The sequence below is a fragment of the Aureimonas altamirensis genome, from assembly GCF_001463885.1.
GTDB lineage: Bacteria > Pseudomonadota > Alphaproteobacteria > Rhizobiales > Rhizobiaceae > Aureimonas > Aureimonas altamirensis.
This window is the reverse complement of sequence record NZ_BBWQ01000010.1, coordinates 40,655-57,960: the sequence shown is the minus strand read 5'-3', so window position 1 is coordinate 57,960 and position 17,306 is coordinate 40,655. Positions and strand designations below refer to the sequence as shown.

Here is a 17,306-nt window from a genome sequence, read left to right as displayed (position 1 = left end):
GCGGCGCCGAAAGGCGCCGTATCCATTTCCAGATGACAGATGTGAACCCGATGACAGCTGATTTCGTGCGCCCCCGCCTGATGCTGGCGACAACCCTACTGGCCGATGGCGATGCGGGCCGCGAGGCGTTGTCGCGGGCCCTTGCCGGCGGCGATGTCGCAAGCGTGATCCTGGACCCGGCCGGGCGCAGCGACACCGCCTACCAGGCTTTTGCCGAAGTGCTGGTGCCGCTGATCCAGGAAGCCGGCGCAGCCGCCATCGTCGTCGACGACACACGCTGCGCGGGCCGCGTGCGTGCCGATGGAATTCATGTCACCGGGGGAAGTCTCGAGGTGCTGGGAGAGGCCATCGCGCGCTTTTCGCCCAAGGCCATCGTCGGGGCCTCCGGTTTCCATACACGTCACGAGGCGCTGGAAGCGGGCGAGCGCATGCCCGACTATCTCCTGTTCGGTCCGATCGGCGGCGAGGACGATGCGGCAAGCCCTGCCGATGTCGATCTGGCATCGTGGTGGGCCGCCATCGTAGAGGTGCCCGCCATCCTGTCCGGCGGCGGTGCGCTGGAGGATCTTCCGGCGGCGGCCGCCAGCGGGGCCGAGTTCATCCTTTTGTCCCGCGCGGTGTTCGGCGGCGAGGGCCGCGAAGGCGAGGCCGTGGCCGAGGCTAACGCCCTCTTCGACGCGCTCGAGCAGAGTGCCGCCGCATGAAACGCCTTGCGCTCCTGGCGTTGGCGGCGCTTCTGGCCACCGGCTCCGCCAAGGCCCAGGAAAGGCTGTTGCCCGATCCAACCACCGGTGAGGCGCCGGCGGGCGGCGACATGGCCGCCGCGTTCAGCGCCTATCAGCGCGGCTTCTATCTGACGGCGTTCCGGATCGCCGAGCCGTTGGCCCACATGGGCGACGCCGCCGCCCAATCGCTCGTGGCCGAGCTGCTTTTGCGGGGGCAGGGTGTCCAGCTCGACGTGCCGGGCGCGGTGCGCTGGTATCGCCTCAGCGCCGAGGCCGGGCGGCCGGAAGCGGAATTCCGCTATGCGCTCATGCTGCTGGAAGGCGAGGACGTGGAGCGCGACCCGGCCCGTGCTCGTGAGTTGATGCGCGCGGCGGCCGATGCCGGGCAGCCGCTGGCCGCCTTCAACTATGGCCAGATGCTGATCCAGTCTTCGCCGACCGGAGGGTTCGAGCAGGCGTTGCGCTATTTCGAGGTTGCCGGCAATGCCGGGGTATCGGATGCGCAATATGCGATGGCCCAGCTCTACGCCAACGGGCGCGGCGTTGCGGCCCGCGACGACGTGACCGCCCGCTGGTGGCTGCGGCAGGCGGCGCTTCAGGGGCACGACACGGCCCAGATCGAACTGGGGATATGGCTTATCAACGGCCGCGGCGGGCCGGCCGAGGCGCCTGAGGGCTTCCGCTGGCTGAAAGGCGCCGCAGAGCGCGGCAACCCCATTGCCGTCAACCGCGTGGCGCATCTGTACAAGGATGGCATCGGCATTGCCCGCGACACGGCAGAGGCCGCCAAATGGACGGTTCTGGCGCGCCGTGTGCGCAACGCCGATCCTGCGCTGGACAGCTTCTTCCGCGGCCTCTCGCCGGAGGAGCAGAAGGCCGCCCTGGACGCCGCCAATCGGTTCCGCGCAAGCTGAACGTCTTGTAACAGACCGGATTTTGTGGTCTTGAGCGGGAAAAAGGGGCGCATCTGCGCCGCCTTCGTTCTTTCAAATGTCGAGCGACCTTCATGAAGATCAATGGAAACGAAATCCGTCCAGGCAATGTGATCGAGCACGATGGCGGCCTGTGGGCCGCGGTCAAGACGGCCCATGTGAAGCCCGGCAAGGGCGGTGCCTTCAACCAGGTCGAACTCAAGAACCTCATCGACGGCACCAAGCTGAACGAGCGTTTCCGCGCTTCCGAAACGGTCGAGCGCGTCCGGCTGGAGCAGAAGGACTATCAGTTCCTCTACGCCGAAGGCGAGATGCTGGTTTTCATGGATAACGAGACCTACGAGCAGCTCGAGCTGCAGAAGGATTTCGTCGGCGACCGCGCCGCCTTCCTGCAGGACGGCATGACCGTGACCGTCGAAAGCCACGAAGAGCGCCCCATCGGAATTTCGCTTCCCGACCAGGTCGTGCTGACCATCGTGGAAGCCGATCCGGTGGTGAAGGGCCAGACGGCTGCGTCGTCCTACAAGCCCGCCAAGATGGAAAACGGCATTCGCGTCATGGTGCCCCCCTTCATCGAGAGCGGCGAAAGGATCCTCGTCGACACCAACGAGATCACCTACATCCGCCGCGCCGACTGACGCTGTCGCCGCCCCGGACACGAAATCGCGCCGCCGGACCCGCCAGACGGGTTCCGGCGGCCTCATCATTCAAGGACTGCTAAGACATGGCCCGTTCAGCCCTGCTCAACGTGATGACCCAGGCCGCGATGAAGGCGGGGCGCTCGCTCATCCGCGATTTCGGCGAGGTGCAGAACCTGCAGGTATCCATGAAGGGGCCGGCAGATTTCGTCTCCACCGCCGATCGCAAGGCGGAGGAGATCGTGTTCCAGGAACTCTCGCGTTCCCGGCCCGACTGGGGCTTCCTGATGGAGGAGCGCGGCGAGCTGGAGGGCAAGGACAGCCAGCATCGCTGGATCGTCGACCCGCTCGACGGCACCACCAACTTCCTGCACGGCATTCCCATCTTCGCCGTATCGATTGCCCTGGAGCGCGATGGGCAGATCGTCGCGGGTGTGGTTTTCAACCCCATCCAGGACGAGCTGTATACCGCAGAGCGGGGCGGCGGCGCCTTCCTCAACGACAGGCGCATCCGCGTTGCCAACCGCCAGCGCATGCCCGAGGCGCTGTTTGCGACCGGCATTCCCTTCCTGGGCAAGGCCGGCCACGGCCGCTTCCTTTACGAAATGCGCCAGATCATGGGTGAAAGCTCGGGCGTACGCCGTCTGGGCGCCGCGTCGCTGGACCTGTGCTACGTCGCCGCAGGGCGCTTCGACGGCTTCTGGGAGCGCGGCGTTCTGCCCTGGGATATCGCGGCAGGCTCGATCGTCGTCCGCGAGGCCGGCGGCTTCGTCAGCAGTGTCGATGGCGACAAGTTCGATCATCTGCAGGGCGAAATCGCCTGCGGCAACGAGCTGATCCTGCGGGCAATGACGGCCGAGCTGAAAAAGGCGAACGACTCGTACCGCGCGGCCAGCCAGCGTTCGGCCTGATCCGCGCCTGGAACCGAAATGCGTGGATAGCGCTTCGTGACGGGGGTTGGAGCTTGCCGCCAAGGCCGGTTACAAGGAAGATAAGATAAGCCACGCGACGTGGCGCAACACCGGATGACGTGCCGATGCAGGTGATGAGTACGCCGCGTGAGGACAAGCGACCGGCCCATGTCATGCCGGAACGCCTCTCCAGCCCTATGGTCTATTTCTGGACCATGGCGGTCTTTCTGGCGCTTGCCGGTTTCGTCGCCCTGATACTGGGGCGGCAGATCGTTGCCGCTTTCCAGTCCAACCCCGGTCTCAACGGGATGATCGGCGCGGTCCTTGCCGTGGGCATCATCCTGGCGCTGGCGCAGATCCTGCGGCTGACCAGCGAGGTTCGTTGGATCAACCTTTATCGTGACGGCTCGGACGAGGCGGACGACGTGCGCGCCCCGGTGCTGCTGGCGCCCATGCAATCCCTGCTGGCCGGAAGGCGCATTGGCCAGCCGCTGCCAACGCAACTCGTACGATCCATTCTCGACTCTCTGGCTTCGCGGCTCGACGAAACGCGCGATATCTCCCGCTACCTTGTCGGCCTTCTCGTCTTCCTCGGTCTTCTCGGCACGTTCTGGGGCCTGTTGACGACGATCGGCTCGATCTCGTCCACCATCCAGTCGCTCGATCCGACGGCAACCGATGCAGCCACCGTGCTGAACTCCGTGCAGCAGGGCCTTTCCGCGCCGCTGGCCGGCATGGGGACGGCTTTCTCGTCCTCGCTCTTCGGCTTGTCCGGCTCTCTCATCCTCGGCTTTCTCGACCTGCAGATCGGCCGCGCGCAGAACCGCTTCTACACCGAGGTCGAGAACTGGCTTGCAACGGTCACCGACGCGGGCGGCGAGGCCATCGCGGTCACGGGGCCCATGCCGTTGGCCCCGGCTGCGGCTTCGTCCGGCGCGGACCTCGAGGTTCTGGCAGACAGGATTACCCGCCTCATGCAAAACCAGGGCGCCGCACCGCGTTCCGGCGCGGCGATGGCCAGCCTTGCCGAAAGCATCCAGGGGCTGGTGCAGCACATGCGGTCCGAGCAGCAGATGATGCGCGACTTCGTTGAAACGCAGGCACGCGAACAGCAGGAGTTGCGGCGCACGCTCGACCGTCTTGCCGGACATCTCGGCCCCCGCCAGGACAGGTACTGAGGCGATGGGGCTGTCGCGCAGAAGCGGATCGCGCCGGCCGGTGGATTACTGGCCCGGCTTCGTCGACGCGCTGTCGACGCTGCTTCTTGCCATCATGTTCCTTTTGTCGGTGTTCGTGATCGCGCAGTTCCTGCTCAGCCGGGAATTGTCCGGACAGGATACCGTGCTTCAACAGCTCAATTCGCAGATCGCGGAGTTGAACCAGCTTCTGGCGCTGGAGCGCTCCAGCAGCTCGGACTTCCAGGACGAGATCGCCGCCTTGCAGGCTTCCCTCCAATCGGCCGAGAACGAGCGGTCGCGCCTGCAGTCGGCTCTTGACTCCGGCGCTGGCGGCGCCGCCGCTGCCGATGCCCGCATCGGCGATCTTCAGGGACAGGTGGAAAGCGAACAACAGATATCGGAAGCGGCGCGGAACCAGGTTGCCCTTCTGAACCAGCAACTCTCCGCACTGCGCCAGCAGATCGCGGCGCTGGAGCAGGCGCTCGACGCCTCGGAGGCGCGTGATCAGGAAAGCCAGACGCAGATCGCCGATCTCGGCCGTCGTCTCAACGTTGCGCTGGCGCAAAGGGTGCAGGAGCTGAACCGCTACCGATCCGACTTCTTCGGTCGTCTGCGTGAAATCCTGTCCGACCGCGACAATATCCGCATCGTGGGCGATCGCTTCGTCTTCCAGTCGGAGGTGCTGTTTCCGTCCGGGTCGGATGTCCTTCAGTCGATCGGCGAGGAAGAGCTTGCAAAGCTGGCTCAGGCCATCGTGGAGTTGAACGGGGAAATTCCCTCGGACATCGACTGGATCATCCGCGTCGACGGTCATACCGACAATGTGCCGATTTCCGGCGGGCGGTTCAGCGACAATTGGCAGCTTTCCACAGAGCGCGCCGGGGCGGTGGTAAAGTATCTCATCACGCAGGGCGTGCCGGCCAACCGGCTGGCCGCGACGGGCTTCGGCGAGTATCAGCCCCTGGAAGAAGGTAACAGCCCGGAAGCGCGCGCCCGCAACCGGCGTATCGAATTCAAGCTCACCGAACGCTGAAGCGAACGCCGAAAGCAACGCTAACCGGCAACGGTATGTACCGTCCACAGAGCCTCCGCGCCGGTCTTACGCGTTCACTCCACAGGTCGCCGTCCAGCTTCCGGATAGAGCTACCGTGAAGTCAGTTCCGGGCCGTGGTGCCGTCTATGGCCCGTGAAAAAGCCCGCCTTGTGGGGCGGGCTGGTTCAAGCTCAAATCGAGTGCCTCAGGCGATCAGCGGATGCGCCGACGCTCCGACGCAGGCTGGAAGGCGATACGCGCATGATACTGGCAGTAAGGGCTGCCCTCGCCGGAGTGATTGCCGCAGAAGCGGAAATCCGGCGACAGCGGATCGCCGATCGGCCACTTGCACGTGCGCTCCGACAACTGCACCAAAGTCAGATTGCGCGAGATGGGCACCACCTCGGCGCTGACGCGCTGCTGCGGCATCGGCTCCAGTTCCGGCTCCATCTTCAGTGCCGTCGCGCCCATCGTGCGGGCCATGGGCTGCTGCGCGGAGGCGATGGAGGCGGTGGGCTGCAGCACGCGCGGTGCCGAAGCCGCCGCCGCCTCGCGCTGCGGAGCGGCCGCCACCGCAGCCGGTGCGCTGCGGATGGACGTCGGCGCGGGCTGGCTGGCCTGGGCGACGACCGCGGGCGCTGCCGGCACGGCAGTCGGTGCAGCAGGGGCAGGGGCAGGCGTTGCCGGCGCGGAAGGCGCCTTGATGCGGCTTTCAAGCTTAAGGCGGTGAACCTTGCCTATGACGGCATTTCGGCTGACGCCACCGAGCTCACCTGCGATCTGGCTGGCGCTGTGCCCTTCCGTCCAAAGCCGCTTGAGAGTTTCGATCCGTTCATCCGTCCAGCTCATCGCGGGTCCTTTCAATTCTGTCGGCGGCGGAATCCATAGGTGACCGGCGGCGGTACAAGCCGGGTCATACCACATCTATTGAGTTGATGGGCTGGCCGCACGAAATCTGGTGTTGTCGAGGAAACTAGCAAAACGGCCAACGCCCTGACAAGACACACAGGGTTGTGGGCGAATCGAAAGTTGAGATATCCCCAGTCTTTGCGTGCATGCACGCATGCGCGCGGAATTTCCTTGCGCGCACCTCATGTCGTTCATTCGTTGACAATGCGCAACCCCCGCATGGTATAGCGACACCGTTCTTTGCAGCGGAAAGATCAAAAAACGTCGCCAAACGGCAGCGGGCCGTTGTCTTTCAGCTCCAACCCCACCTTTTCCGGAACCTTGTCGCCATGACACCCGATACCGACACGCACTCCCCGTTGTACGCCACTTATGCGCGCGCGGACATTCGCGTGGAGCGAGGCGAGGGCGTGTGGCTTCATACGGAAGACGGGCGCAGCTTCCTGGACTTTTCCGGCGGCATCGCCGTCAACGTGCTGGGGCATGCCCATCCGCATCTGGTTTCGGCTTTGACGGAGCAGGCTCACAAGCTGTGGCATGTATCCAACCTGTTCCAGATCCCGGGCCAGGAAAAGCTTGCCCGGCGGCTGACGGAAGCCAGCTTTGCCGACCGCGCCTTCTTCACCAATTCCGGCGCCGAGGCCCTGGAGTGCGCCATCAAGACGGCCCGGCGCTATCATTATGTGAACGGGCGGCCGGAGCGGTTCCGCATCGTGACCTTCGAGGGCGCGTTCCACGGCCGCACACTGGCCACCATCGCCGCCGGTGGCCAGAAAAAGTACCTGGAGGGCTTCGGCCCCAAGGTGGAGGGGTTCGATCAGGTTCCCTTCGACGACATCGCGGCGCTGAAGGCGGCGATCACGGATGAAACTGCCGCGCTCTTGATCGAGCCGATCCAGGGCGAGGGCGGTATTCGCCGCGCCTCCGGCGAATTCCTGAGGGCCCTTCGGCAACTGGCCGATGCGCACGGCCTTCTGCTGATCTACGACGAGGTCCAGACGGGCGTCGGCCGTACCGGCGCCTTCTACGCCTACGAGCATAGCGGTGTTGCGCCCGATATCCTGGCATCCGCCAAGGGCATCGGCGGCGGGTTCCCCCTTGGCGTCTGCCTGGCCACCGAGGCGGCCTCCGCCGGCATGACGGCCGGTACCCATGGCACCACCTATGGCGGCAACCCGCTGGCCATGGCTGTCGGCAACGCCGTGCTGGACGTCGTGCTGGAAGACGGCTTCCTGACGCAGGTGCGCGACAGGGCCCTGCAGTTCAAGCAGGGGCTCGCCAGCGTCACGGACCGGTTCCCGGATCTGTTCGAGGAGGTGCGTGGGGAAGGGCTTCTGCTCGGCCTGAAGATGCGCGTGCCCAATCTGGATTTCATCGCGGCGCTGCGCGACCGGCTGATGCTGGCCGTTCCGGCCGGCGACAATGTCGTCCGCATCTTGCCGCCCCTGAACGTGACCTCGGACGAGGTCCGCGAGGGGCTGGAGCGTATCGAGGCTGCGGCGCAGGCGCTGGCCGCAACCCGTAAGGAGAGTGCAGCATGACACGCGGAACCGCCGGACGGCACTTCCTGGATATTTCGGCGATGCAGGCGAACGAGCTTCGCTCCATCCTGGACGACGCCGCACGCCGCAAGGCGGAGGGGCGTGCCTCTCCGCGCCCGCTCGAGGGGCGCATGCTGGCCATGATCTTCGAGAAGCCGTCCACCCGTACGCGCGTTTCCTTCGATGTCGCCATGCGGCAGCTTGGCGGCGAGACGCTGTTCCTGTCGGGTACGGAAATGCAGCTCGGCCGGGCCGAGACGATCGCCGACACGGCCCGCGTGTTGTCGCGCTACGTCGACGCCATCATGATCCGTACCACGGGGCACGAGCGCCTTCTCGAAATGGCGGAAGCGGCAACCGTGCCCGTCATCAACGCGCTGACCGACGATACGCATCCCTGCCAGATCATGGCCGACCTTCTGACCTTCGAGGAGAAGCGAGGCCCCGTCCGGGGCCGCACCTTCGCCTGGAGCGGCGATGGCAACAACGTGCTGAACTCCTTCATCGAGGCATCGGCCCGCTTCGGCTTTTCGTTGCGGATCGCGACGCCCGAGGGATCGGAGGCCGATGCCGGCTTCCTTCAGCGCGCACGGGCCGAAGGCGCCGATATCCTGACCACGCTCGATCCGGTCGAGGCGGTGTCGGGCGCCGACTGCGTCGTGACGGACACCTGGGTGTCGATGGGCCGCGAAGACGTGGCCCGCGGACATAACGTCTTCCTGCCCTATCAGGTCGACGAGGCCTTGATGGCCCATGCCAAGCCCGACGCGCTCTTCATGCACTGCCTGCCGGCCCATCGCGGCGAGGAAGTCAGCGACGGTGTCATCGATGGCCCGCAATCCGTTGTCTTCGACGAAGCGGAAAACCGCCTGCATGCGCAGAAGTCTGTGCTTGCGTGGTGCTTCGGGGAAGTCGACGTTCGTGGTTGAGGATCTTCGCCAGCCCGGCGAGTTCGGCTTTGCCGGCGACGATGCGGTCGTACCGTTCGAGGTTGCGGCGCTGGATGCGCGCGGCCGCGCGGTGCAGCTTGGCGACATGATCGACAGCCTGCTCGGGCGCCACGATTATCCGGAGCCCGTCTCGCGCCTGCTGGCGGAGATGATCGTGCTGACGGTCCTTCTCGGCACTTCGCTCAAGTTCGACGGCAAGTTTACGGCGCAGACGCAGACGGACGGCCCGGTGGACCTTCTGGTCGTGGACTTTTCCACCCCATCCAGCGTCCGCGCCTATGCGCGTTTTGATGCCGAACGCCTGAGCGAGGCCGCAGCCGCCGGCAAGACCAGCCCGGAAGACCTGCTTGGACGCGGCATCATGGCTCTGACGGTCGATCAGGGACCGCAGATGCAGCGCTATCAGGGCATCGTCGAGCTAGCCGGGGCCTCCCTGGAAGACGTAGCGGAAGGCTATTTCCGGCAGTCGGAGCAGATCCCCACCACGGTGCGCCTGGCCGTCGCGAAGATAGCGCGTCGGCAGGAGGGCGGCGGCTTCAAGGAAAGCTGGCGCGCCGGCGGCCTTGTGGCCCAGTTCCTTCCGAATGCGCCGGAGCGCATGCGCATGCCTGACCTGCCGGGCGGCGATGCGCCCGAGGGTGCGGAAGAGGTCGAGTTTGAGGCGGATGACGCCTGGACGGAAGTGCGGGCGCTTGTCGATACCATCGACGATGCCGAGCTTGCCGATCCCGAAGTCGGCGTCGAGCGGCTGCTGTTCCGCCTGTTCCACGAGCGCGGCGTCCGCGCGTTTCCGCCGACGGCGGTGCGGGACGATTGCTCCTGCTCGCGTGAGCGTATCCGCGAGGTTCTTGCCAACTTCACGCCCGAGGAGCTGGCGGAAAGCGTCGAGGATGACGGCAAGATCCGCGTGACCTGCGAATTCTGCGGCGAGGCCTACGAGTTCAAGGCAGAGGAAGTAACCGGGCAATAGGCCCGGTCCTTCACGACAGGTCAGTTCAACGTGCGCAGTCCGTCCGGCGCGTCGAGCGAGAAGGGTGGAATGCCTACCTGGAGCATCGAGCCGTCCACCCTTTCGAAGATATAGTGGCCGCGCATGAACCCCGACGGTGTCGGCAGCGGGCACCCGGATGTGTAGGTGAAGCTGTCGCCGGGCGATAGCAGTGGCTCTTCCCCGACGACGCCCGGTCCGCGCACTTCCTGAACGCGGCCCATGGCATCCGTTATGTGCCAGTAGCGGGAGCGCAGCCGCATGGCCTCGCCCGAACCGTTCAGGATCTCGACCCGATAGGCGAATGCCCAGCGGCCGGACTCCGGGTCCGACTGGCCTTCGATGTAGCTCGGCGTCACCGTAACGGTGATGTCATGTGTGGTGCAGGTGAACATGGCTTGCGTGCGCTTCCATCAGGCGGCGTCGAGCGCCGCCTGGAAATCCTCGATCAGGTCGTCGACATCCTCGATGCCGGCCGAAAAGCGCAGCAGGCCGGGGCCGATGCCGGCCGCTACCTGCGCTTCGGGCGACAGGCTCTTGTGCGTGGTTGTGGCCGGATGGGTGATGAGGCTCTTGGAATCGCCGAGGTTGTTGGAAATGCTCACGATGTGCAGGGCATTGCACAGCCTGAATGCCGCCTCCTTGCCGCCCTTCATGTCGAAGCCGACGAGCGTCGATCCGCCCTTCATCTGACGCTTGATGATCTCGGCGTCGGGGTGGTCGGCCCGGCCCGGATAGATCACCCGTGCGACCTTATCGCTGCCTGCCAGGAAGTCGGCGATCCGGGCGGCGTTGTCCATCTGCTGGCGAACCCGCAATGGCAGCGTTTCCAGCCCCTTCAGAAGAACCCAGGCGTTGAATGGCGAGAGTGACGGGCCGGTGTGCCGGAAGTAGTCGTGCAGGTTCTCCTTGATCCACTCCGCCGAGGACAGGATCACGCCGCCGAGGCATCGTCCCTGTCCGTCGATGTGCTTGGTGGCGGAATAGATGACGACATCGGCCCCGAGTTCCAGCGGCTTCTGCAGCAGCGGCGTCGCGAAGACGTTGTCGACCACCAGGATGGCGCCCGCCGCGTGGGCGATGTCGGCGACGGCGGCGATATCGATGACTTCCAGCGTCGGGTTGGTGGGGCTTTCCAGGAAGAAGAGCTTCGTTTCCGGCCGGACGGCAGCCTGCCATTCTTCCAAATTGCGGCCATCGACGAAGGTGGATTCGACACCCGCGCGTCCAAGCACCGTCTGGATTATATAGGTACACGAGCCGAACAGCGCGCGGGCGGCAACCACATGGTCGCCGGCCTTCAGCGAGCATTGCAGCGCGGCGGCCACGGCAGCCATGCCGGAAGCGGTCGCGCGGGCGTCGCCGGCGCCTTCCAGCTCCATCATCCGCTCTTCGAACATGCGGGTGGTGGGGTTGGCATAGCGCGAGTAGATGAAACCGGGGTCCTCGCCGTTGAAGCGCGCTTCCGCCGCTTCGGCGGACGGATAGACGAAGCCCTGCGTCAGGAAGATCGCCTCGGACGTTTCGCCGAAGCCGGAGCGGACCGTTCCGGCGTGGATCATGGCGGTTGCGGGACGGAACGGCTTTTTCGCGCTGGCGGACATCGAAACCTCGGGGCGGCCGACTTCGGGCGACGCGTCCATGACCGGTCCTTGCGAGGAGATCGGCCCTTTAGCGACTTGTTTAACGTGGCTGCAAGCCGGCCGGCAAAATCACCACGGAACGTTCCTTAAGCCCGCGCGCGGTGTGGCGTCAACTGGCCAAACGGCGCGCCTTCGTTTATGCGCGATACGCAACGTATCGCACAGGGTTGACGCAATGACTGAAGGCATCCTGCCGGACCGGGAAATCCAGGCCCTCCACGAGGCGGGGCGGATCGTTTCCAGCCGTCCGCTGGATGACGACCAGGTGCAGCCCGCCAGCCTCGACCTGCGGCTCGGGGCACGGGCGCACCGGGTGCGCGCCAGTTTCCTGCCCGGCCGCCAGCGCAGCGTGGAAGAGGCATTGAACCGCTTTTCGCTGCATGTCGTCGACCTGTCGGAGGGCGCGGTGCTGGAGACGGGCTGCGTCTACATCGTGCCGTTGATGGAGCGGCTGTCGCTGCCCCCGGAGGTGCGTGCCGCCGCCAACCCGAAATCCTCCACCGGGCGGCTCGACATCTTCACCCGCGTCATCACCGATCGCGCACAGGAATTCGACAAGGTGCCGGCCGGCTATGAGGGCCAGCTCTATTTGGAGATTTCGCCGCGCACTTTCCCGGTGCTCGTGCGGCAGGGATCGCGGCTCAGCCAGATCCGCTTCCGGCGCGGCCGCGCCACGCTGACCAGCGACGAAATCTCGACCCTGCACGAAGGGGAGGGGCTAACCAGCGCGCTGGATGCCAATATCTCCGGCGGCGGCATTGCCCTGTCGGTGGACCTGACGGGCGATGCGGACGGCATGATTGGCTATCGCGGCAAGCGGCATACCGGCGTGGTGGATGTCGACAAGCGGGACGCCCATCGCATACTCGACTTCTGGGAGCCGCTGCACCGCGGCGAGGGCGGCGTTCTGGTGCTGGACCCGAACGAGTTCTACATCCTCGTCTCGGAAGAGGCGGTGCACGTTCCGCCGGATTTCGCCGCCGAGATGACCCCCTTCGACCCCCTGGTCGGAGAGTTCCGGGTGCATTATGCCGGCTTCTTCGACCCGGGCTTCGGCCATTCGGGGGCGGGGGGCACCGGCAGCCGGGCCGTGCTGGAGGTGCGCAGCCACGAAGTGCCGTTCATTCTGGAGCATGGGCAGATCGTCGGCCGTCTCATCTACGAGCGCATGGCCGCCCGCCCGGGGCGGCTCTACGGCGCCGATCTGAAATCGAACTACCAGGCACAGCGGCTCAAGCTGTCCAAGCACTTCTCCTGACGGCGGATGGCGGCAAGTTCCCCTTGCGCGCCACCCGCCATTCCTATAGTGCATTCACCCACGGATGCGGGTGTAGTTCAGTGGTAGAACGCAAGCTTCCCAAGCTTGATGTCGTGGGTTCAATCCCCATCGCCCGCTCCAAATTCCTTCCGGTTCCTGTCAGGCGTTGAGGCCACCGGCTTCGGCACGCCGACGCCAGAAGACGATCCGCCGCTCGACGAACGAGACCAGCCAGAACAGCGTCAGGCCGACAAGGCTGAGAAACAGGATGAGCGAGAAGATGCGCGGCGTGTTCAGTTGCGCCGCCGCCACGCGGATCAACTCGCCGAAGCCCTTGCCGCCGCCCAGGAACTCGCCCGTAATGGCGCCGGCCATGACGCCCACCGAGGCGATCTTGAGCCCGGTGAAGATGTGCGGCAGCCCGAGCGGCAGTTTCATGCGCCACAATGTCTGCCAGCGGGTGGCGCCCATGGTCTTGAACAGCATGCGCGCATTCTCGTCGGACGCATGAAGCCCGGCGGCCGTCGCCACGACGATGGGAAAGGTGGCGATGAAGGCAGCCAGCGCCACCTTGGACGAGATGCCGAAGCCGAACCACGCCAGAAACAACGGCGCGAAGGCAACCTTGGGCATCGTGTCGATGGCGACCAGATAGGGCAGGACCACCCGCTCGCCAAAACTGCTTTCGCCCACGATGACGCCGAGCGTGAAACCGACCGCGATGGCGATGACGAATCCAAGCGCGACTTCCTGAAGCGTGATCCACAGCGCCGCCAGCATGTAGCCGCCCGTGGCGAGATTGGTTCCGACCAGCAGGATATCGCGGAACACCGCGGCCGGCGGCGGCAGGATGATCGGCGAGAACAGACCGATTGCATGGACGCCCTGCCACAAGGCGATGAAGGCGACGGCCAGCAGCACCATGCCGACCGGGCGCGGTATGCGGTCGATCAGCGGCACCTCTTCCTGCCACAGCGTTTCGGGGGGCGCTTCGCTTCTTTCCAGTTGAACGTGGGTCAATGCTGGCCTCCCTCGTCCAGAAGCGCGCGGATATGGCGGACATAATCGCCGAGTTCGGGCGAGGTGAGCATGTCCAGGGTGCGGGGACGATCGAGCTCTATGTGGATCGTCTCGACGAAGCGGCCCGGCCGCTTCGACATGACGTAGACGATGTCCGACAGGATGACGGCTTCGGGAATGGAATGGGTGATCAGGAAGGCCGTCGCCTGCTTTTCGAGGCAGATGCGCTGGAGTTCCATGTTCATGAAATCGCGCGACAACTCGTCCAGCGCACTGAACGGCTCGTCCAGCAGAAGGACGGACGGCTCGGTCACCAGCATCCGGCAGATCGCCGCACGCTGCGCCATGCCGCCCGAAAGCTTGTCGGGATAGACTTCCGCAAATCCATTCAGGCCAACGAGGTCCAGCAGCGCGCGCGCCGCCGGTTCCTTGGCCTTTGCGGCCGCATTCCCGTCGCGGATCGCGATGGGCAGCAGGATGTTTTCTATGGTCGTGCGCCACGGAAACAATGTCGCCTGCTGGAACATCATGCCGATATCGCGGCGCGGCCCGGTGACCGGCCGCCCCTGCAGCATGACGCTGCCCGACGAGGGCGGCGTCAGCCCTGCCATGATCTTCAAGAGCGTGGACTTGCCGCAGCCGGAGGGTCCGATGATGGAGCTGAAGGTGCCCCGCTCCAGCGTCAGGTCTATATGGTCGAGTGCACGGATGGCGCCCCGGCCGAAGGCCTTTGAGACGTTGCGCAGCGCGTAGACGGCATCACCGTCCTTGGGCCGTGCGGCCGGATGCGTGGACACCGCCTGTCGAAGCGCCATCATTGCGCATTCCAGCGTTCGACGAAGTCGTTGGTGTAGGCGGCGGACAGGTCCGGCAGCGGCGCCGAAAGCGCCTGTGTCGCCACCTGGGCATCCTGCCACAGCTTCCAGTGCTCCGGCGGCTGATAGCCGAAAGCGTTGGCGGTATCGATCGGGGTGACGCGGTCCCGCATCGTTTCCAGCATGGCGGCGGCAAGGCCCGCATCCTCGCCTTCCTGCGGGTTGGCTGCGGCGGTATGCGCCAGTACGGCTTCTGTGTTGGCAGGGTCCAGCCCGAAGCGCGTGCCCTTGACCATGGCGCGGCCGAACCCTTCGATCACGTCCGGATTGGCGTCGATATAGCTGCGGGTCGCTGCCCAGCCATTGCCGAAATAGGCCAGGAACTCGTCGGGCGTGATCTCGGTCAACGGAATGCCGCGCGCCTCGATGATGGCGGCGTCGGCCACGGCGGCGGCATAGGCGTCGATCTCGTCGCTCATGAAGGCGGCGACCGCGGTGCCGCCGTCGCCGACGGTCAGGAACTCGTAATCACGCCCTTCCTCGAGCCCATCCTTGGACAGGATCGCCCGTGTGAAGCCCACTTCCGCGCCGTCGGCCGTGCCGACACCGATGGTCTTGCCCTTCAGGTCGGACGGCGCGGCAACCTCCGAGCCCTCCTTGACGACAAGCCCGAACACCGATTTCGGCCAGTAATTGTACAGGAAGACGATGTCTTCTCCGCGTTCGCGGGCGGCTAGAAGCGGGCCGGGGCCTGGCTGCCCGATCTGCGCCTGGCCTGCCGCCAGCGTCTGCAGCACCGTGGCCGATCCGTTCACCACCTCCACCGTCACGTCCAGCCCTTCGGCCGCGAAATAGCCCTCCGCATCGGCGACGTGCAGCGGAAAGATGTTGAGCGCCGACGGGTTCGGAACGACAACCGTCAGTGGTTTGAGATCCTGAGCCTGCGCGGCGCCCGGCAGGGCCACGGCCGCAAGAAGGCATGCACCGGCCAACGGCCGGATGCCGATAAAGAACGATTTCATGATCTTGACCTCCCTGGCCCGTTGTTCCGGGCTCTGGGGAAAACGTACCACAGATAATATGCATGAAAAGCCGCATTCTCGGCCGGATCGCACATTTTTCTTGCGTGCCGGGCTGGCTGGTCTCTTACTGTGGGCGCGCAAGGGGAGGACGTCATGAAAGTTGCGATCGTATCGGGTGCATCGGCGGGGCTTGGGCTTGCTTTGGCACGGAAGCTGGCAGAGGCCGGCTACGATGTCCTGGGCATTGCCCGCTCGCCCAAGCCGGAGGGTTTGCAGGCCGGGTGGCACCAGGCCGATCTGCGCGATGTGCACGCTGCCTCGGGCTCGCTCGATTGGCTGGACGCTGTCGATGGCGCAAACGTGACCGAGGTGCTGCTGGTGCTGAACGCCGGAACGGAAGAGCCGATCGGGCCGGTGGGCAAGCTTGCGGCCGAAGACATCGCCGCGCATGTGGCTCTCAATCTGACCGCGCCGATGGCGATGACCGCGACATTCCTTTCAAAGACGGAAGGGTGGGCGGCCGAGCGGCGTATCCTTGCCGTTTCGTCCGGCGCATCGCGCCGCGCCACCGCTTACTGGAGCGCGTATACCGCCAGCAAAAGCGGCCTCGATGGCTTCGTGCGCGCGGTCAATGCCGAGTACTCCGAGGCGGCCGGCGGGCCGCGCACCGCCGCCGTGGCGTTGGCGCCGGGGGTTATCGACACCGCCATGCAGCAACGGGTTCGCGAGACCGATTTCCCGACGGTGGCTCGCTACAAGGGGCTCAAGGACAAGGGAGAGCTTGCAAGTGCCGATGAGGCGGCGACACGGGTAATGGCCTATCTGGCGCGGCCCGGTTTCGGCTCGGTGGAACTGGACGACGTGCGCAACTACGATTGAGCCCGCAACGCAGATTCACGCGGCAGACAGGGCGGGCGCCCTTCCGTTCGCCATAAAAATCGTTAGAAAGCCGGAAACGCCGCAATTCTGCGATGGTCGCCGTGCGGCCTCGCACCGCTATGGACGACGCGCCCCATGAGCAACGACACTTTCATTCGCGAAGTGAACGAGGAAATCCGCCAGGAGCGGGCCCGCGCGATCTGGAAGCGTTACGGCATCATCATCATCGCGCTCATCTCGCTGATCATCCTCGGTACGATCGGCTATGTCGTCTGGGAGCGTATCGCCGCCGGCCGCTCCGCCGTCGACGGCGACCGGCTGATCGCCGCCCAGGAGCTGGTTGCGAACGGAGATTTCGCCGGGGCCGAAACGGCGCTTGCCGCGCTGGCCGATGACGGAACCTCCCAGTATCCCGTCATCGCACGCATGCACCTTGCCGGCGCGCAGTTGCAGGCGGGCAATCCGACGGCCGCCGTCGCAACCTACGACGCCGTGGCCGCCAATGGCTCGGCGCCGCGCGCCCTGCGCGACATCGCCTCGATACGCGCGGCCTACATCCTGGTCGACCACGGAACCGCCGAAGATGTGCGCCAGCGCGCCGAAGCCCTGACCGGCGAGGGAGAGCCGCTTCGCCATCCGGCGCTGGAGGCCATCGGCCTGGCTCTCTGGAAGGCCGGCGACTATGCCGGCGCCGCGCCCTTCTTCGGCCAGTTGGTGGACGATTTCTCGACCCCGGCCGGCATGGCCGAACGGGCCCGCATGATGCAGGAGCTGATCGCAGCCCAAACCGGGTCCGCCCCCGCCGAGGAGGCGCCCGCGGCGCCCGACGCGGCCGGCGAGCCCGATCCGTCCTGACCGGCGGAA

At 65.6% G+C, this 17,306-nt stretch carries 18 protein-coding genes, 1 tRNA gene and 1 riboswitch; of the genes, 13 read left to right on the top strand and 6 right to left on the bottom strand.

What is annotated here, in order from left to right; all coding sequences use genetic code 11:
• Positions 1–50 precede the first annotated feature (50 nt).
• From AUL31_RS06340 to AUL31_RS06315, 6 genes are all read left to right on the top strand, one after another.
• A complete protein-coding gene (locus AUL31_RS06340) occupies positions 51–704 on the top strand; it encodes a thiamine phosphate synthase (protein ID WP_060603865.1) in 654 nt (217 codons plus the stop codon).
• Complete coding sequence (locus AUL31_RS06335) at positions 701–1,639, top strand: tetratricopeptide repeat protein (RefSeq protein WP_060603111.1); 939 nt, start codon at positions 701–703, stop codon at positions 1,637–1,639. The genes AUL31_RS06340 and AUL31_RS06335 overlap by 4 nt, the downstream gene beginning before the upstream one ends.
• Positions 1,640–1,731: 92 nt before the next feature.
• Positions 1,732–2,295 carry an elongation factor P gene (gene efp / locus AUL31_RS06330; RefSeq protein WP_039189112.1) on the top strand — a complete coding sequence of 188 codons (564 nt, stop codon included), beginning with the start codon at positions 1,732–1,734 and terminating at the stop codon, positions 2,293–2,295.
• An 86-nt stretch (positions 2,296–2,381) separates the two neighbouring features.
• The gene (locus AUL31_RS06325) at positions 2,382–3,206 is read left to right on the top strand and encodes an inositol monophosphatase family protein (protein ID WP_060603108.1); all 825 of its coding nucleotides are present in this window, start codon (positions 2,382–2,384) and stop codon (positions 3,204–3,206) included.
• A 125-nt stretch (positions 3,207–3,331) separates the two neighbouring features.
• Positions 3,332–4,384, top strand: coding sequence for a flagellar motor protein MotA (locus tag AUL31_RS06320; RefSeq protein ID WP_060603105.1), 1,053 nt, complete (start codon positions 3,332–3,334; stop codon positions 4,382–4,384).
• Between the two features lie 4 nt (positions 4,385–4,388).
• Positions 4,389–5,417 carry a peptidoglycan -binding protein gene (locus AUL31_RS06315; RefSeq protein WP_060603101.1) on the top strand — a complete coding sequence of 343 codons (1,029 nt, stop codon included), beginning with the start codon at positions 4,389–4,391 and terminating at the stop codon, positions 5,415–5,417.
• Positions 5,418–5,630: 213 nt separating this feature from the next.
• On the opposite strand, the gene AUL31_RS06310 is transcribed toward AUL31_RS06315, so the two are convergent.
• Positions 5,631–6,266 (bottom strand): GcrA family cell cycle regulator, encoded by a 636-nt coding sequence (locus tag AUL31_RS06310; protein ID WP_060603097.1) that lies wholly within the window; start codon positions 6,264–6,266, stop codon positions 5,631–5,633.
• 389 nt (positions 6,267–6,655) lie between these two features.
• Here AUL31_RS06310 and AUL31_RS06305 point away from each other — a divergent pair, with 389 nt between their 5' ends.
• Genes AUL31_RS06305 through AUL31_RS06295 form a run of 3 tightly spaced genes read left to right on the top strand, consistent with a single transcriptional unit; the run spans position 6,656 to position 9,787 of the window.
• On the top strand, positions 6,656–7,867 hold the full coding sequence (locus tag AUL31_RS06305; protein WP_060603094.1) for an aspartate aminotransferase family protein: 1,212 nt from the start codon (positions 6,656–6,658) through the stop codon (positions 7,865–7,867).
• Positions 7,864–8,796: an ornithine carbamoyltransferase gene (gene argF / locus AUL31_RS06300; protein ID WP_060603089.1), complete on the top strand. Its 933-nt coding sequence runs from the start codon at positions 7,864–7,866 to the stop codon at positions 8,794–8,796. Before AUL31_RS06305 ends, argF begins: the two co-directional genes overlap by 4 nt.
• Entirely contained in the window at positions 8,789–9,787 is a 999-nt protein-coding gene (locus AUL31_RS06295) for an Hsp33 family molecular chaperone (protein WP_244489331.1), read from the top strand. The genes argF and AUL31_RS06295 overlap by 8 nt, the downstream gene beginning before the upstream one ends.
• A gap of 20 nt (positions 9,788–9,807) precedes the next feature.
• On the opposite strand, the gene apaG is transcribed toward AUL31_RS06295, so the two are convergent.
• On the bottom strand, positions 9,808–10,200 hold the full coding sequence (gene apaG / locus AUL31_RS06290) for a Co2+/Mg2+ efflux protein ApaG (RefSeq protein WP_060603083.1): 393 nt from the start codon (positions 10,198–10,200) through the stop codon (positions 9,808–9,810).
• 18 nt (positions 10,201–10,218) lie between these two features.
• Positions 10,219–11,409, bottom strand: a complete 1,191-nt coding sequence (locus tag AUL31_RS06285) for an O-succinylhomoserine sulfhydrylase (RefSeq protein WP_060603862.1) — start codon at positions 11,407–11,409, stop codon at positions 10,219–10,221.
• Positions 11,410–11,456: 47 nt separating this feature from the next.
• Positions 11,457–11,534, bottom strand: a riboswitch (SAM riboswitch).
• A gap of 89 nt (positions 11,535–11,623) precedes the next feature.
• Between AUL31_RS06285 and AUL31_RS06280 the strand changes: the two genes are divergently transcribed.
• Together AUL31_RS06280 and AUL31_RS06275 are read left to right on the top strand one after the other, a co-directional pair.
• Positions 11,624–12,706, top strand: a complete 1,083-nt coding sequence (locus AUL31_RS06280; protein ID WP_060603080.1) for a 2'-deoxycytidine 5'-triphosphate deaminase — start codon at positions 11,624–11,626, stop codon at positions 12,704–12,706.
• Between the two features lie 66 nt (positions 12,707–12,772).
• Positions 12,773–12,847 (top strand) — tRNA-Gly (locus AUL31_RS06275).
• 18 nt (positions 12,848–12,865) lie between these two features.
• On the opposite strand, the gene AUL31_RS06270 is transcribed toward AUL31_RS06275, so the two are convergent.
• The 3 genes from AUL31_RS06270 to AUL31_RS06260 are packed head-to-tail and all read right to left on the bottom strand — an operon-like array spanning position 12,866 to position 15,563.
• Positions 12,866–13,726: an ABC transporter permease gene (locus tag AUL31_RS06270; protein WP_060603075.1), complete on the bottom strand. Its 861-nt coding sequence runs from the start codon at positions 13,724–13,726 to the stop codon at positions 12,866–12,868.
• Entirely contained in the window at positions 13,723–14,544 is an 822-nt protein-coding gene (locus AUL31_RS06265; RefSeq protein ID WP_082646817.1) for an ABC transporter ATP-binding protein, read from the bottom strand. Before AUL31_RS06265 ends, AUL31_RS06270 begins: the two co-directional genes overlap by 4 nt.
• Entirely contained in the window at positions 14,541–15,563 is a 1,023-nt protein-coding gene (locus AUL31_RS06260; protein WP_060603072.1) for an ABC transporter substrate-binding protein, read from the bottom strand. Before AUL31_RS06260 ends, AUL31_RS06265 begins: the two co-directional genes overlap by 4 nt.
• Before the next feature lie 153 nt (positions 15,564–15,716).
• Between AUL31_RS06260 and AUL31_RS06255 the strand changes: the two genes are divergently transcribed.
• Both AUL31_RS06255 and AUL31_RS06250 read left to right on the top strand, forming a co-directional pair.
• Positions 15,717–16,442 (top strand): SDR family NAD(P)-dependent oxidoreductase, encoded by a 726-nt coding sequence (locus AUL31_RS06255; RefSeq protein WP_060603068.1) that lies wholly within the window; start codon positions 15,717–15,719, stop codon positions 16,440–16,442.
• 135 nt (positions 16,443–16,577) lie between these two features.
• The gene (locus AUL31_RS06250; RefSeq protein ID WP_060603065.1) at positions 16,578–17,297 is read left to right on the top strand and encodes a tetratricopeptide repeat protein; all 720 of its coding nucleotides are present in this window, start codon (positions 16,578–16,580) and stop codon (positions 17,295–17,297) included.
• The last annotated feature ends 9 nt before the right edge of the window (positions 17,298–17,306 follow it).